Below are 14037 nucleotides of genomic sequence, written 5' to 3' on the forward strand. Positions count from 1 at the left end.
GATTCTCCTTTTTTAGTGTAGGTCCAAATGTTCACTCTGTTGCTCTTTTTATTTTATTTCAACAAAACAGATTGAGACCTAATAATTTTAGTTTTATTGTTACTATCATAACATATTCTCTTTTTATCTTTAGCAAATTCTTCTTGAAGACCCCTTCTTAATAGAAGAAAAATAAGTTAGAATAGAAGATGAGATATTTAATTGGACAATAAGAAAAAAATAATGAGTCAAGGTCTTTGCTAGACAGTGAAAGGAATTCAGTTTGTTGAAATTTAAGATTGGTATGCGTACATTTAAAACAGGGTTAAGTGTCTTTTTTTGTATTTTGGTCAGTATTTTATTAAAACGGGAAACTTATGTGGTTGCAGCGATTACAACAGTTTTTACGTTGCGGGAAGATATGGAAAATACACTCAAATATGGCAAGCATCGAATTATCGGAAATGTGATGGGCGCAATCATGTCAATCGCTGTGATTGCAGTTTTTAATTGGCTAGGCAGAACAGAGCTTGTCCAGTTGATTTTTATTCCAGTGATCATCACTCTGATGATCGCCTTATTGGCAAGTCTAGGCTATCATGAGGGAACGGTAGGCGCATGTGCAACATTGTTAACGATCGTCTTTATGATTCCAGCGGATCAGTCATATGGCTATGCGTTTGCTCGAGTAGTGGACAGTTTTATTGGTATGGGAATTGCTTTGTTAGTGAATTATTTGATCCCGTTGAAGCTTGGCAAAGAAAGAATTGTAAGACTTATAAAGAATGAGGAAGTGTCTGAATAACAGATGCTTTTTTATTTTGTTAAAAATCGGTAATCAGTGCTAGTATAAAAGTATGAGGTAAAATTAAAAAAATCAAATTTTATTACTAAAATTTGTTGCTATTTTTTGAAAAATTCGTATACTAGAAAAGGTAAAATTAAACTTGTAGTTTAGTAGGAGCAAACTTTTTAATAAATCGAAATGGGGTGGTCAGATGGAAATCGGTGAGAAGCTGCGTAATTTACGTGTACAAAAAAACTTAACACAAGAGGAATTAGGCGAGCGAACTGATTTAACAAAAGGCTATATTTCTCAGTTGGAGCGTGATCTTAGCTCGCCTTCAATGGAGACATTCTTTAATATTTTAGAAGTGTTAGGGATTACACCAGAACAATTTTTTAGTGAGGAAACTTTGGCGCAAAAAATTGTTTATAAAGAGGAAGATAGTACACTTTATTATGATGAAGAGAACGGCTATGAATTGAAATGGCTGATCCCTGAATCAAATGAGAAAGAAATGGAACCAATCGTTTTGACCTTTGATAAGAACGGCCAGTATAAGACTTTTGAGCCTTCATTATCGGAAACGTTTATCTATGTGATCGATGGCTCCGTGTCATTGATATTAGGTGAAACGACTTATTCTGCCAAAAAAGGTGAAGCAATGTATTACCAAGCCACAGAACGCCATCAGCTAATCAATCATTCAAAAGGAAAAAGTTGTGTGCTGATTGTAGCGACAGAGTCATATTTATAATAGTTAGTTTTCTAGGCTATCTCTTTGGAAAAAAGATAAATTATAAATGAGTCAAAAAGGGCGTTAGTTATAATTTCTTATTTTTCAAACAGAGCTTAATAAGCCCAGTACAATTTTAATAGAGGAGGTATCAGCGGGTGAAGAAAAATATTATTACGTTTGAAAACGTTGTGAAACAATATGAAGATGAAAAAGTTTTAAAGAATGTTAGTTTTGAAATTGAGCAAGGGAAGTTTTATACATTACTCGGTCCTTCAGGATGTGGAAAAACAACGATTTTGCGCATTTTAGCGGGTTTTGCAGATGCGACAGAAGGGGACATTTACTTTGATGGGCAACGAATCAATGATATTCCAGCGAATAAACGTCAAGTGAATACTGTCTTTCAAGATTATGCGTTGTTTCCTCATATGAATGTGTTTGATAATGTAGCATTTGGGTTGAAAATCAAAAAAATTCAAAAGAAAGAAATTGAAAAGAAAGTCAAAGATGCTTTGCGGATGGTTCAGTTACCAGGGTATGAAACGCGAGAAATTAGTGAGATGTCTGGTGGTCAGCGTCAACGTGTGGCAATTGCTCGAGCAATTGTCAATGAGCCTAAAGTATTGCTATTAGACGAGCCGTTATCTGCATTGGATTTGAAATTGCGAACAGATATGCAGTATGAATTACGTGAATTGCAGCAGAGGTTAGGCATTACGTTTATTTTCGTTACCCATGATCAAGAAGAAGCCTTAGCAATGAGTGATGAAATTTTTGTTATGAACAAAGGACACATCGTGCAAAGCGGTACGCCTGTAGATATTTATGATGAACCGATCAATCATTTTGTGGCTGATTTTGTGGGCGAAAGTAACATTGTCAATGGTACGATGATAGAAGATAATTTAGTTGAGTTTGTTGGAAAACGTTTTGAATGTGTGGATGGCGGGATGCGCCAAGCGGAACCCGTTGAAATCATGTTGCGTCCTGAAGATTTGACGATTACGACAGCAGATAAAGGGAAATTAGTTGTGACGGTGGATACACAATTATTCCGTGGCGTACACTATGAAATCATCTGTCATGATGAGGATCACAATGAGTGGATGGTTCATTCAACTAGAAAAGCAACAGAAGGCGCTAAAGTCGGTCTGTTTTTTGAACCAGAGGATATTCATGTCATGCGCTTTAATGAGTCAGAAGAAGACTTTGATGCTCGTTTAGAAAGCTACGAAGAATAGGGGGAATAATAATGAAAACAATGCGTCGGATTTATTCGATTCCTTATGTGATGTGGCTGTTATTATTTGTGATTGCCCCGGTCTTGATGATTATTTATCAGTCATTTTTTGATATGAACGGTCAGTTTACGTTAGATAATTATCAAACGTACTTTACTTCGGGCACTTATTTGAGTATGACGTTGAATTCGGTTTGGTATGCGTTTTTGATTACGTTATTTACGTTTTTGATCAGTTATCCTACAGCCTACTTTTTGACAAAGCTAAAGCATAAACAATTGTGGTTGATGTTAGTGATTTTACCGACATGGGTGAATCTCTTACTGAAAGCTTATGCTTTTATCGGGATTTTTAGTATACATGGGAATGTGAATCAGTTTTTAAGTTTTCTTGGGATCGGTCCACATCAAATTTTATTTACGGACTTTAGTTTTCTATTTGTTGCAACTTATATTGAAATTCCTTTTATGATTCTGCCGATTTTTAATGCGCTTGAAGAGTTGAATCCTTCGCTAGTTAGTGCTAGTCGTGATCTTGGTGCAAACAGTGTTGAAACATTTCAACGCGTGATCTTTCCGCTATCATTGAATGGTGTAAAAAGTGGTGTTCAAGCGGTCTTTATACCCTCACTTTCATTGTTCATGTTGACCCGTTTGATTGGTGGAAATCGAGTGATTACACTAGGGACAGCCATTGAAGAGCATTTTATGGTGACACAAAATTGGGGCATGGGTTCAACGATCGGTGTGATTTTGATTGTGGCGATGTTTATCGTGATGCTGCTGACTGGTGAGAAGAAGAAAAAGGGGCGGGTGAAATGACAAAGAAAAAATTTAAGTGGTCTTATCTTTATCTGATCCTCGTTTTTGCCTTATTGTATGCGCCGATTTTTTACCTAATTTTCTACTCATTCAATGATACAGATACGATGAATCAATTTACTGGATTTACTCTTGCGAATTATACGGCTGTTTTTGAAGATACACGCTTATTGATCATCGTGTTAAATACGTTTTTATTGGCTTTTTTATCTGCGTTGTTAGCAACGATCATCGGCACATTTGGTGCGATGGGGATTTATTATACGAGACGTAGAAAAACTAGGACAGCTTTAATGAGTTTTAATAATATTTTGCTGGTATCTCCTGATGTTATTATTGGTGCTAGCTTCTTGATCTTTTTTACAGCTGTTGGTTTTATTAGCTTAGGATTTGCCAGTGTGTTATTGTCTCATATTGCTTTTAGTATTCCAATTGTCGTACTGATGGTGCTGCCAAAATTACAGGAAATGAATGATTCAATGGTGGACGCGGCTCGTGATCTTGGTGCGAATAATGTTCAGGTGATCAAAAACATTATTTTACCGTTTTTATCGCCAGGAATTATTGCAGGCTATTTTATGGCTTTTACGTATTCACTAGATGACTTTGCGGTGACCTTTTTTGTTACAGGAAATGGATTTTCCACACTTTCAGTTGAAATCTATTCAAGAGCAAGACAAGGGATTAGTTTAGAAATCAATGCATTGAGTGCATTAGTTTTCATTTTTTCTATGATTTTAGTGATCGGCTATTATTTTATCAGCCAAGACAATACATCGAAACGGATGAAAAAACTACGTCGTGAACAAAGTGAGGTGGCGAATCTCAAATGAAAAAACTACAATCGTTGCTTATTGGCATTTTAGCAATCATCTTGATTCTGTTTTTCGGAGTTCGTCAATTAGAAAAAGCCAGCGGTATGGCTGGTGCTGATACATTGACGATTTATAATTGGGGCGATTATATCGATCCTGATTTACTGCGCAAATTTGAAAAAGAGTCAGGATATAAAGTCAATTATGAAACATTTGACTCAAATGAAGCGATGTTTACTAAAATCCAACAAGGTGGCACCGCGTATGATATTACGATTCCTTCTGAATATATGATTCAAAAAATGATGAAAGAAAAAATGCTTTTGCCTATCGATCATAAGAAGTTGACTGGATTAAACAATATTGATGAACGATTTTTGAATTTAGATTTTGATCCGCAAAATAAATACTCAATTCCTTATTTTTGGGGAACTTTAGGTATCATATACAATGATAAATTTGTTGACGAAGGGCAAATCCAACATTGGGATGATTTGTGGAATCCTAAATTAAAAGATAATGTAATGTTGATCGACGGAGCGCGCGAAGTGCTGGGGCTTTCATTGAATAGTTTAGGTTATTCTTTAAACAGTAAAAATAATCAAGAACTACGTGACGCAACAGATAAGCTAAACAAACTTACTTCAAATGTCAAAGCAATCGTAGCGGATGAGATCAAAATGTATATGATCAACGAAGAAAGTGCAGTAGCGGTTACGTTTTCCGGTGAAGCTTCTGAAATGCTAGACGGGAATGAACACCTGCATTATGTGATTCCATCAGAAGGTTCCAATCTATGGTTTGATAATATCGTGATTCCTAAGACTGCGAAAAATATTAAAGGCTCTTATGAATTTATCAATTTCATGTTGAGACCAGAAAATGCAGCTCAAAATGCAGAATATATTGGATATTCTACACCTAATAAGACAGCCAAAAAATTATTGCCTAAAGAAATTTCTAGTGATGAACAGTTTTATCCAAGTGATGAAGTGATTAAACATTTAGAAGTTTATGAAGATTTAGGGGCGAAATATTTGGGGATTTATAATGACCTGTTTTTAGAGTTTAAAATGTACCGAAAATAGTAGAGAAAGTCAGTGGAAATAGCGTTAAAACAATAATACAAAAGTATATAAGCGCATATTTTTGCCATCAGTTTTCCAAGATTTTACATTCAGAAAATAGATGTTTTTCCACCGTTTATTCGGATTTTAAGGGGCTGAGACATAACTCAAAGAGTTATGTCTCAGCCCCTTTATAATTTGGGTATTCTTTTTAAAACCCGATGAATCAAGAACTAGTACTTTTAAAACTAGTTTTTTGTCCTATTTTACTGAACCTAACATGCCTTGAACAAATTGTTTTTGTAAAACAAAGAAAATTATAGCAATCGGTAAAGTGGCAATCACAATTCCGCTCATAATCATGCCGTAGTCTGGTGTATAAGAGGCACCCATGGCTGATAAAATTAAAGGAACTGTCCGCTTTTCAGGAGATTGCAAGGCTACTAGTGGCCATAAGTAGTTATTCCAACTATTCATAAAGGTAATAATCGCAGCCGCAGCATAAATATTTTTTGCTGTTGGCATATATATTTTAAAGAAAATTGCTAGTTCACCTAATCCATCAATCCGAGCAGCCTCAACTAAAGAGCGAGGAAAAGCCTTAATATTTTGTTTAAATAGAAAGATTAAAAAGGCAGTACTGACAGATGGTATAATCACGCTGAACAATGTGTTGATCCCAAATGGTGTGTTACTTAATTTTGAAAACATGGTGTATAAGGGAATCATCATTGCTGAGAATGGAACCATCATTGATAGAAGTAAAAAACTAAAAATACGGTCATTCCGTTTAGAACGAAAAATTTCAAAGCCATAACCTGCCATCGATGATAAGAATAAAGCGAATATGGTTGTGAGAAGGGCAATCACGGCGGAATTGAGTAAGGCTCTGTGAAAGTTTAAATCACTATTAAAAAGATTTTGAAAGTTAATCATCAATTGGTCACCAATCATAATTTTACCAGCGGTAATATCAATGGTTTTGTTGGTCATACCTAAAATCATCCAGACAAAAGGGAAGATAGAAATAAAAGCAGCGATACTTAAAACGAGGTATTTGAATATTTTTGATATTTTTTCCATCTTACTCATCTCCAGCTACACGTTTTTGAATAATTGTTAAAATGACTATACAGAACACGATCACAAAGGAAACGGCTGCTGCATACCCAAAATTCGGTGTGAATTTGAAACTTAGGTTATATATATATTGTGAAAGAGTGGTCGTTGCATTGGCAGGACCACCACCAGTAATATTTTGAACTTCATCAAACAATTGCAATGTGCCGATTGTGGAAGTAATTGTGGTAAATAAAATAACTGGTTTTAAATTTGGTATCGTAATTTTGAAAAATTGTTGCCATTTATTGGCTCCATCTATATCGGCAGCCTCATAAATTTCTGGATCAATATTTTGCATACCGGAAATAAAGAAAATCATATTATAACCTGTCCAGCGCCAGGTGATAGAAATTATAATTAAGACTTTAGCCCAAAAAGGATCAGTCAACCACTGAATCGGTGCTGCCACGAGATTCATATCCAACAAGACACGGTTGACTAAACCCGTTGCAGAAAATAAACTTTTCATAATCAATGAATAAGATACTAGAGATGTAATACAAGGTAAAAATAATGCTGTACGAAAGAATCCTTTAAACTTTAAACGCTTATCGTTCAATATATTTGAAAAAGCGAGTGACAGCATTAACATTACTGGAACCTGAATGATTAAGTATAAAAAAGTATTACCAAAAGCTTTTCTAAAGGTACTGTCTGAAAGCATTCTTTTGTAATTACCTAGTCCATTAAAAGTCATATTTGTTGGAATTCCAGATTTAAAGGAATTTAATAACGCTATTACCATTGGAATAAAGACTAAGATCGTAATTAAAATTACGGGTAATAGTATAAAACCATCACCATTAGCAAAGATGTCGAATTTTTTCTTTCTTTTTTGCATAACTTGATGCCTCCTGATTGTTGTCAGCCGATGAATAATAATGCGAGTAGAGGACGAGTTTAACAATCTCTACTCGCATTAAATCTTTAATTTTCTAATTGGTCTTCAGCTTGTTTTTGGACATTTGTTAAGACTTTATCTATGTCTCCGCCATTAATCACTTCTTGTAAACTCTCAGTTAAAATTGATTCAATGGCATATGTGTCTTTACCGTAATTCACTTTTGGTACTTCAGCAGACCAATCTGAAAAATCTTCAAAGACTTTTTGACCATCATAGAATGCTACACCTTCTTGATAAATAGGTGACTCGCTGGCAGCTTTTAAGGTAGAGATAACGCCTACTTCTTTTGCTAGTTGATTCATTAAATCAACATTTGAGGCAAAGGTTTGTCCTAAGAATTCTTTTGCTTGTTCTTCGCCTGGTAAGCCTTTGATAACATACCAGCCTCCGCCGCCAATGTTTGAACTATGTTTAGAATTTTTATCGCCTTTGATTACTGGAATTGGCGCAATACCCCATTTACCAGCTTGATCTTTAGCCCCTTGAATCGTACTGGCATACCAGCATCCTTGAATAGAACTTGCGACTGAACCAGACTGAACGCCATTTACGCCGCCATCCCAGTCAGAAACTTGTTCGGCTAAACCTTCTTTTAAGATAGTTGCTTGAATTTGTAAGGCATATTTTAAAGCTTCATTTCCTTTTAAGGTGACCTTTTCGCCAGTTTCATCAGTAAACCATTTACCTGTAGATTGCATAATGATACGTGTTAAACCTAAGTCACTTGGATCCATTGTCATCAACGCATGACCAGTTTTATCTTTGACAACGCGAGCCATTTTGATCAAGTCATCCCAAGTAATATCTTGTAAGTCAGCTTCCTTATAACCAGCTTCTTCAAAGTAATCGCGGCGATAGAAGACACCTGCGACTCCGCTATCAAATGGTACGCCGTAAATCTTATCATCCACTTTATTTACAGCAAATTTATATTCTGAGAAATCTTCCTCTTTTACAATTGAACTTAAATCTGAAAATGCATCTGGATAAGAGGTTAGATAACCTTGAATTCGATAGTCTTCAATTAATACGATATTAGGGAGTCCTTCCTTATTTCCAGAAGCTAAACTAGTATTTAATTTTTGAACAATATCATCTTGTGACATAGTCACAACCTCAACAGCAACATCTTTATTTTCGTAATATTCTTTCGCGATTTCCGCAGCTTTGATGTTAAACGTTTCGTCCCAAGCCCAAAGCGTTATTTTTTCGCTGCTTCCACCGTCTTTATTCCCTACATCAGCATCCTTACTGTCACCAGATCCGCCACAAGCTGTTAACATTAATACTGAAACTAAGACTAATAAGGAGCCAAAAAACTTTTTCATGTTCATTCCCTCTTTTCTTTTATTTACATTCATACTATACACATTACGTGGATCAAAAGGAAGCGCTAACAAGTTGTTTCAGGTGACTGGATAAAATTGTCCAAAAATCATAAAATAATCCTAATTCATTTAAAACGTTTAAATGTTATAATGAAGTCAATAAGGGAAAGGAGGCGTTTTCTTGACTAATGTAATAACTATTTTACTCGTTGATGATGAGGTCGCCATACGCGATGGTTTAAAACACTTACTTGAGTGGGAAAAATACGAGTTTCACATTGTTGGTGAAGCAGAAAATGGCAAAATTGCCTTAGATAAAATCATTGAACTCCAACCTGATATTGTTATTACTGACTTAATTATGCCTGAACTTGATGGTTTAGAATTATCTAAAATAATCCAAGAACAATTTCCACAGATTCATTTTTTAGTTTTAAGTAGTTATGACGAATTTACTTATGTGTCTGAATCTTTTAAAAACGGTGCTGTCGATTATTTATTAAAACCAACCCTGACCAAAGAAAACTTGCTTAAAGCCTTAAATAAAATCGCAACAAAGTTGGTAGTGACAAAAGCAATTGTTTCAGAGGAAGAAGTATTAAGTCAAACCCTCAATCGTTATTTAGTCGGTTACAAAGAGACGAACCTAAGTGCCGTTGAAAACTTTCTTACATACAATTGTTATCAATTGGTTTATACTAACGCCATTTGGTACCAAGACCGTGGTAACCTCCAACGTGTACTAAGCAAATTGACCTTTGACAATACTCAGGTAAAATCATTGGCTTATGCAACGAGTAATGATGAAGCCGGTTTATTACTTGCCTTTAGAAACGTTCAGACGAATGGGCAGACAATGCTTATGGAAAAACTCTACAGCTTGCGGCAAATCGAAGCCGGTAGTTTCTTTACCTTAAGTGAGCCATTCTCTCAGATAAGCCAACTTAATAACATCTTTAGTCAACTGAAGGCGGGGACAAAAGAACAACGATTTTATTTTAAACACCACTTTATTGTTGAATTTAATGAATTGTATATGCTAAAACACTACGAACGATTTGACACAAAGAAATTTCTAAGAGCCTTAGTGAATAATGATTTCTTATTAGGAATTGCGCGTATTGAGGAATTTTTTAATGAAATGATTTTAAGTTTTGCTAGTGCTTCTTATTTGAAACAGCAAGCCAGTAATATTTTTTACACACTTTTATCTAGTCTTGAAGAAGCCTATCCTAATGAGGCTAGCTTTTCAAAATTAAAAACCTATTTCCTGAATCAGATAGGAAAGATGAGTTATTTGGAAGATTTTTCAGAGCTTATTTTAACGTTGAATGATCAAATTCGCCAAACACTACAACTGCAAAAACCTAGACAAGACATAAAAGAACATGAATTAGTTAATAGCATTGAACGCTACATTCTCGATAATTATCAGTCGGATCTATCTTTAGCCCGTTTGGCAGCAGAATTTCATTTTAGCTATAATTATCTTTCTACTTTCTTTTCCACTCACTTTAAGATGACGTTTTCCGATTACTTAAATACAGTGCGCTTAGAGGCCGCTAGGAAATTACTCCTGACATCAGACTATAATGTATCAGAAATTAGTGCGACTACAGGATATTCAGATCTAAGTTATTTTTCTCGCTTATTCAAACGAGAATATCATGTTACTCCCTCTGTTTATAGAAGAGAGAACCGCTTATGAATCATTTAAAATTATGGATAAAACAAAATGAACTTTTCACACGGATTTTGATGATCGTTATTTTTTGTGTTATTAGTGTTACATTACTTTCTGTAGCGGTTGTTTTTAATCGTTCAAAAAGTGCTTATGTATATTCATATGAAGAATCAAACCAAATTTTGATGAATAAGATCCAAAATGATTATGAACAATTAAATGACAATATTAACCGCATTTTCGAAACGGTATCCAAAAGTCAAGTCGTGCAAGCTTATTTTAAACAGGATCAATCAAAAGGAATTCAGCCAATTATCGAGTTAAAAAAGGAAATGACCGCTACCCGTTGGATATTTAATGACACTCCTTCAAACTTGATTTTAATTGGTAAGAATGGCCGTACTTTTTTTCAAAACGAAGGAGTCAGAAGCCAAGCTTTAGATGTATTTATTAAGAGTGATTTGATGAAAGAAATCGATCGCAATCCTGCCTTGAGCCAATATTTTTATCAACAAAATGGGTTAACCATTTCAACTGAAAAGCAACCGGGATTGCTTTATATTCGTAAAATTACTGATGACTTAGGAATTATCGGTTATGCATTGATTTTTGTTCCGGAGCAACATTTTGCCTCGATTTACGAGCAAGTCCTAGCAAAAAATATTCATACTATTTACATTATTGATAGTAAAAATACTATTATCTCCTCCAATCAAAAATCACAATTAGGTACCACCTTAAGTGACAAAATTATAGCAATGGATAATAATTATACGAATTCATTAAAGCTATATTCTTACAATTTTAGACTCTACAATCTTATCAATGAAGACATCTTAATTAAAAATATGAACTTGATACGTCCAACCGTCACTATTGTTATTTGTTCAATTATGATAGCAAGCCTTATTGCCTTTTTTGTGATTCGACGGATGACAGGACCTATTTATCGCTTGATTGATACGTTACCCAGTGTGACCCAGGGGGAGTTTTCTAATAGTGTTGCGATTGAAGGAACGTATGAAACACAAGAATTAGGGAAAGCATATAACTTGATGCTGGAAGATTTACAAGGCTATTTTGATAACTTAATGACTATTGAAGAAGAAAAACGACTGACTGAAATTCAGTCATTACAAATGCAAATCCAACCTCATTTTATTTATAATACGCTAACCGCAATTAAGTTTCTAATCTGGCAAGGGGAACAGGACAAGGCTGGTTTGGCAATTGATAATTTTATTCAACTGTTGCGCCATACTCTTAGCAATAAGAATGAAGTTATTCCCTTGAAGCAAGAGTTAACTGGGGTAGAAGCCTATATTAACATTTTGCAATTACGGTATGGTGAGCGAATTCAAACGAATATTTTTGCTAATGAAGCTGCTGAAGAATTACTCGTGCCAAAAATGATTATTCAACCTATTATTGAGAATACGTATCTTCACGCTTTCTCGGAACATCAAGAGGGCTATGTTCAAGTTTTCGCCACCACGGTAGAGGATAAATTACAAATTGAAATTATCGATAACGGCGTTGGGTTTGATGTTAGTAGACCTCTCCATAGTCAGTCAACCTTAAAACAGCATTATTCGGGGATTGGGTTACGAAATATCCATGAACGTTTACAACTTCTTTATGGTAAAAAGTATGGTTTGAAAATTCAAACAGCTCCGGGAGAGGGAACCTCAATTAAACTACTATTACCAATCAATTATCCCGAAAAAACGACTTGAGTCTAAAAGACTCAAGTCGTTTTTTTTAGTCTTTATTTAGTTTTGGCTCATCTGTTAAGATGATTTCTGTGCCCACTTTTCCTTCTGACTCGAATATGATGATTGTATTTGCACCGATTTTTAAGAGAGGACCAGGGATATAAAGTCTCACTTGTGGACCTTTCTCCCAGAATCGTCCAATATTAAAACCGTTTACTGTGACAAAACCTTTCCCCCAATTTGGTAACTCAATAAACGTATCGCCTATTTCTTCAGCGTCAAAAGTAAACTGATAAAATCCTGGCTGTCCTGCGGTCCATTTTTCAGAGAAGTCCAGTTGTGTTAGGTTATCCATAGGCAAGCTATAAATCCCCCAGTCACTTTGAAATGCACCATTGATAATTACACCATCACGAATACCTTTTTCTTGATGATTCATTTTGATTGAGTAATTGACACGGCCCATATTTTCAACTAAAATACCTAGTTTATTTGTTTCAGCCTCTAAATCAAATGCCAATTGTGTGCCTAATTCTAAATCATATTGAGTTGCAATAGGGTCATCATTGATAAAAATCTGGGCTCGATCCATGCAGCCGATTAAACGAAAATCTTCTATAGGTCGCTTGCGGCCAAGGTTACTTTCGTAATAAACATAGCCTAATCCTTGATCTAATTGTTCCATGGAAAGAGGGTAATTATGTGTGATTTTTTGTGCTAAGTTTTGAATGTTATGAAATAATGACGTTTTCGCTTTAGCTTGCAATGCCCCATAGGCTATTTTTTTTATGTCAGTTGTGAATTCTACTGTCGGAATTTCTCGATAGTTCTCAATGACTTCTTGGAATAAACGGTATTTCGGCGTAATGTCACCCCACTCAGTTAGCAGTGCATCGTAGTCATAGCTCGTTACGTCTGGCGCTAGCTTTTCATAATAATTGGCTCCGCTACTAAAACCAAAGTTAGTACCACCATGAAACATGTAAATATTGACCGAACCTTCCTCTAAAATATCTGACAATTCATTGGCAGCTGTCTCGCCATCCATTGTATGATGTTCTTCATCACCCCATGCATCAAACCATCCAATCCAAAATTCCATTACCATTAGTGGCTTCTTTTCTTGATGGAAGTCTTTTAAAACTTTAAAATGTTCTTTAATTTTCGATCCACAGTTAATGGTTGCCAAGGCACGCTCTTGAATTGATCCGTTTTCAAGCATATCACCCCAAGGACCATCTGATGTTACAAAAGGTACTTTTGTGCCATGTTTTTCCATCAAATCAGCAATTTTCCCCATATAACTTTTATCATTTGCAAAGCCGCCATATTCATTTTCGATTTGCATCATGATGATCGGCCCACCTTGAGTGATTTGTAAATCCACTATCTCTGGATACAATCTAGCAAAATAATTATCCACTTTTTCAAGGAAGATTGGATTATCAAACCGAACCTTTAAATCAGCTTCCTTCATCAGCCAGTAAGGTAAGCCACCAAATTCCCATTCCGCACAAATGTACGGAGCAGGTCGCAAGATTACATATAAGCCTAATTCATCTGCGATTTGAATAAATTGACGTAAATTGAAACGCCCACTAAAATTAAATTGACCTTCATGAGGCTCATGGAAATTCCAAGGGACATATGTTTCAACTGTATTACAGCCTAAAGCTTTTAACTTCTCCAAGCGATCACGCCAATATTCCGGTACAACTCGAAAATAATGAATAGCTCCAGAGATAATTTTCACAGGCTGACCGTCTAAATAAAAGTCATCTTTAATATCAAATGTTTTCATATTGCATTGCTCCTTTAGTTGTTTTTACTTTCTTTTT

12 protein-coding genes are annotated in these 14037 nt (G+C 35.3%); 8 read left to right on the forward strand and 4 right to left on the reverse strand.

Translation table 11 applies throughout. The features are described from left to right. Positions 1-265 precede the first annotated feature (265 nt). The 6 genes from A5821_RS00525 to A5821_RS00550 all read left to right on the forward strand — a co-directional run bounded on the left by A5821_RS00525 (position 266) and on the right by A5821_RS00550 (position 5467). Complete coding sequence (locus A5821_RS00525) at positions 266-784, forward strand: FUSC family protein (protein WP_086312368.1); 519 nt, start codon at positions 266-268, stop codon at positions 782-784. 193 nt (positions 785-977) lie between these two features. Then, positions 978-1520 (forward strand): helix-turn-helix domain-containing protein, encoded by a 543-nt coding sequence (locus A5821_RS00530; RefSeq protein WP_086312370.1) that lies wholly within the window; start codon positions 978-980, stop codon positions 1518-1520. A 137-nt stretch (positions 1521-1657) separates the two neighbouring features. After that, a complete protein-coding gene (locus tag A5821_RS00535; protein WP_025868447.1) occupies positions 1658-2743 on the forward strand; it encodes an ABC transporter ATP-binding protein in 1086 nt (361 codons plus the stop codon). Positions 2744-2754: 11 nt separating this feature from the next. Beyond that, complete coding sequence (locus tag A5821_RS00540) at positions 2755-3564, forward strand: ABC transporter permease (protein ID WP_086312372.1); 810 nt, start codon at positions 2755-2757, stop codon at positions 3562-3564. Continuing rightward, positions 3561-4397 carry an ABC transporter permease gene (locus tag A5821_RS00545; RefSeq protein ID WP_086312374.1) on the forward strand — a complete coding sequence of 279 codons (837 nt, stop codon included), beginning with the start codon at positions 3561-3563 and terminating at the stop codon, positions 4395-4397. Before A5821_RS00540 ends, A5821_RS00545 begins: the two co-directional genes overlap by 4 nt. Next, positions 4394-5467 (forward strand): ABC transporter substrate-binding protein, encoded by a 1074-nt coding sequence (locus A5821_RS00550; protein ID WP_086312376.1) that lies wholly within the window; start codon positions 4394-4396, stop codon positions 5465-5467. Before A5821_RS00545 ends, A5821_RS00550 begins: the two co-directional genes overlap by 4 nt. A 240-nt stretch (positions 5468-5707) precedes the next feature. Here the strand turns inward: A5821_RS00550 and A5821_RS00555 are convergent, their stop codons facing one another. From A5821_RS00555 to A5821_RS00565, 3 genes are all read right to left on the reverse strand, one after another. After that, on the reverse strand, positions 5708-6529 hold the full coding sequence (locus A5821_RS00555) for a carbohydrate ABC transporter permease (protein ID WP_086312378.1): 822 nt from the start codon (positions 6527-6529) through the stop codon (positions 5708-5710). A gap of 1 nt (position 6530) precedes the next feature. After that, positions 6531-7409: a carbohydrate ABC transporter permease gene (locus tag A5821_RS00560; protein WP_086312380.1), complete on the reverse strand. Its 879-nt coding sequence runs from the start codon at positions 7407-7409 to the stop codon at positions 6531-6533. Between the two features lie 86 nt (positions 7410-7495). Beyond that, complete coding sequence (locus A5821_RS00565) at positions 7496-8800, reverse strand: ABC transporter substrate-binding protein (RefSeq protein WP_086312383.1); 1305 nt, start codon at positions 8798-8800, stop codon at positions 7496-7498. A gap of 181 nt (positions 8801-8981) precedes the next feature. Between A5821_RS00565 and A5821_RS00570 the strand changes: the two genes are divergently transcribed. Both A5821_RS00570 and A5821_RS00575 read left to right on the forward strand, forming a co-directional pair. Beyond that, complete coding sequence (locus A5821_RS00570; protein ID WP_086312385.1) at positions 8982-10508, forward strand: response regulator transcription factor; 1527 nt, start codon at positions 8982-8984, stop codon at positions 10506-10508. Continuing rightward, the gene (locus A5821_RS00575; protein ID WP_086312387.1) at positions 10505-12220 is read left to right on the forward strand and encodes a sensor histidine kinase; all 1716 of its coding nucleotides are present in this window, start codon (positions 10505-10507) and stop codon (positions 12218-12220) included. The genes A5821_RS00570 and A5821_RS00575 overlap by 4 nt, the downstream gene beginning before the upstream one ends. A 25-nt stretch (positions 12221-12245) precedes the next feature. Here the strand turns inward: A5821_RS00575 and A5821_RS00580 are convergent, their stop codons facing one another. Further along, on the reverse strand, positions 12246-14000 hold the full coding sequence (locus A5821_RS00580; RefSeq protein WP_086312389.1) for a glycoside hydrolase family 35 protein: 1755 nt from the start codon (positions 13998-14000) through the stop codon (positions 12246-12248). Positions 14001-14037 lie beyond the last annotated feature (37 nt).

It is taken from the genome of Enterococcus sp. 7F3_DIV0205 (assembly GCF_002141365.2).
Lineage (GTDB): Bacteria > Bacillota > Bacilli > Lactobacillales > Enterococcaceae > Enterococcus_L > Enterococcus_L palustris.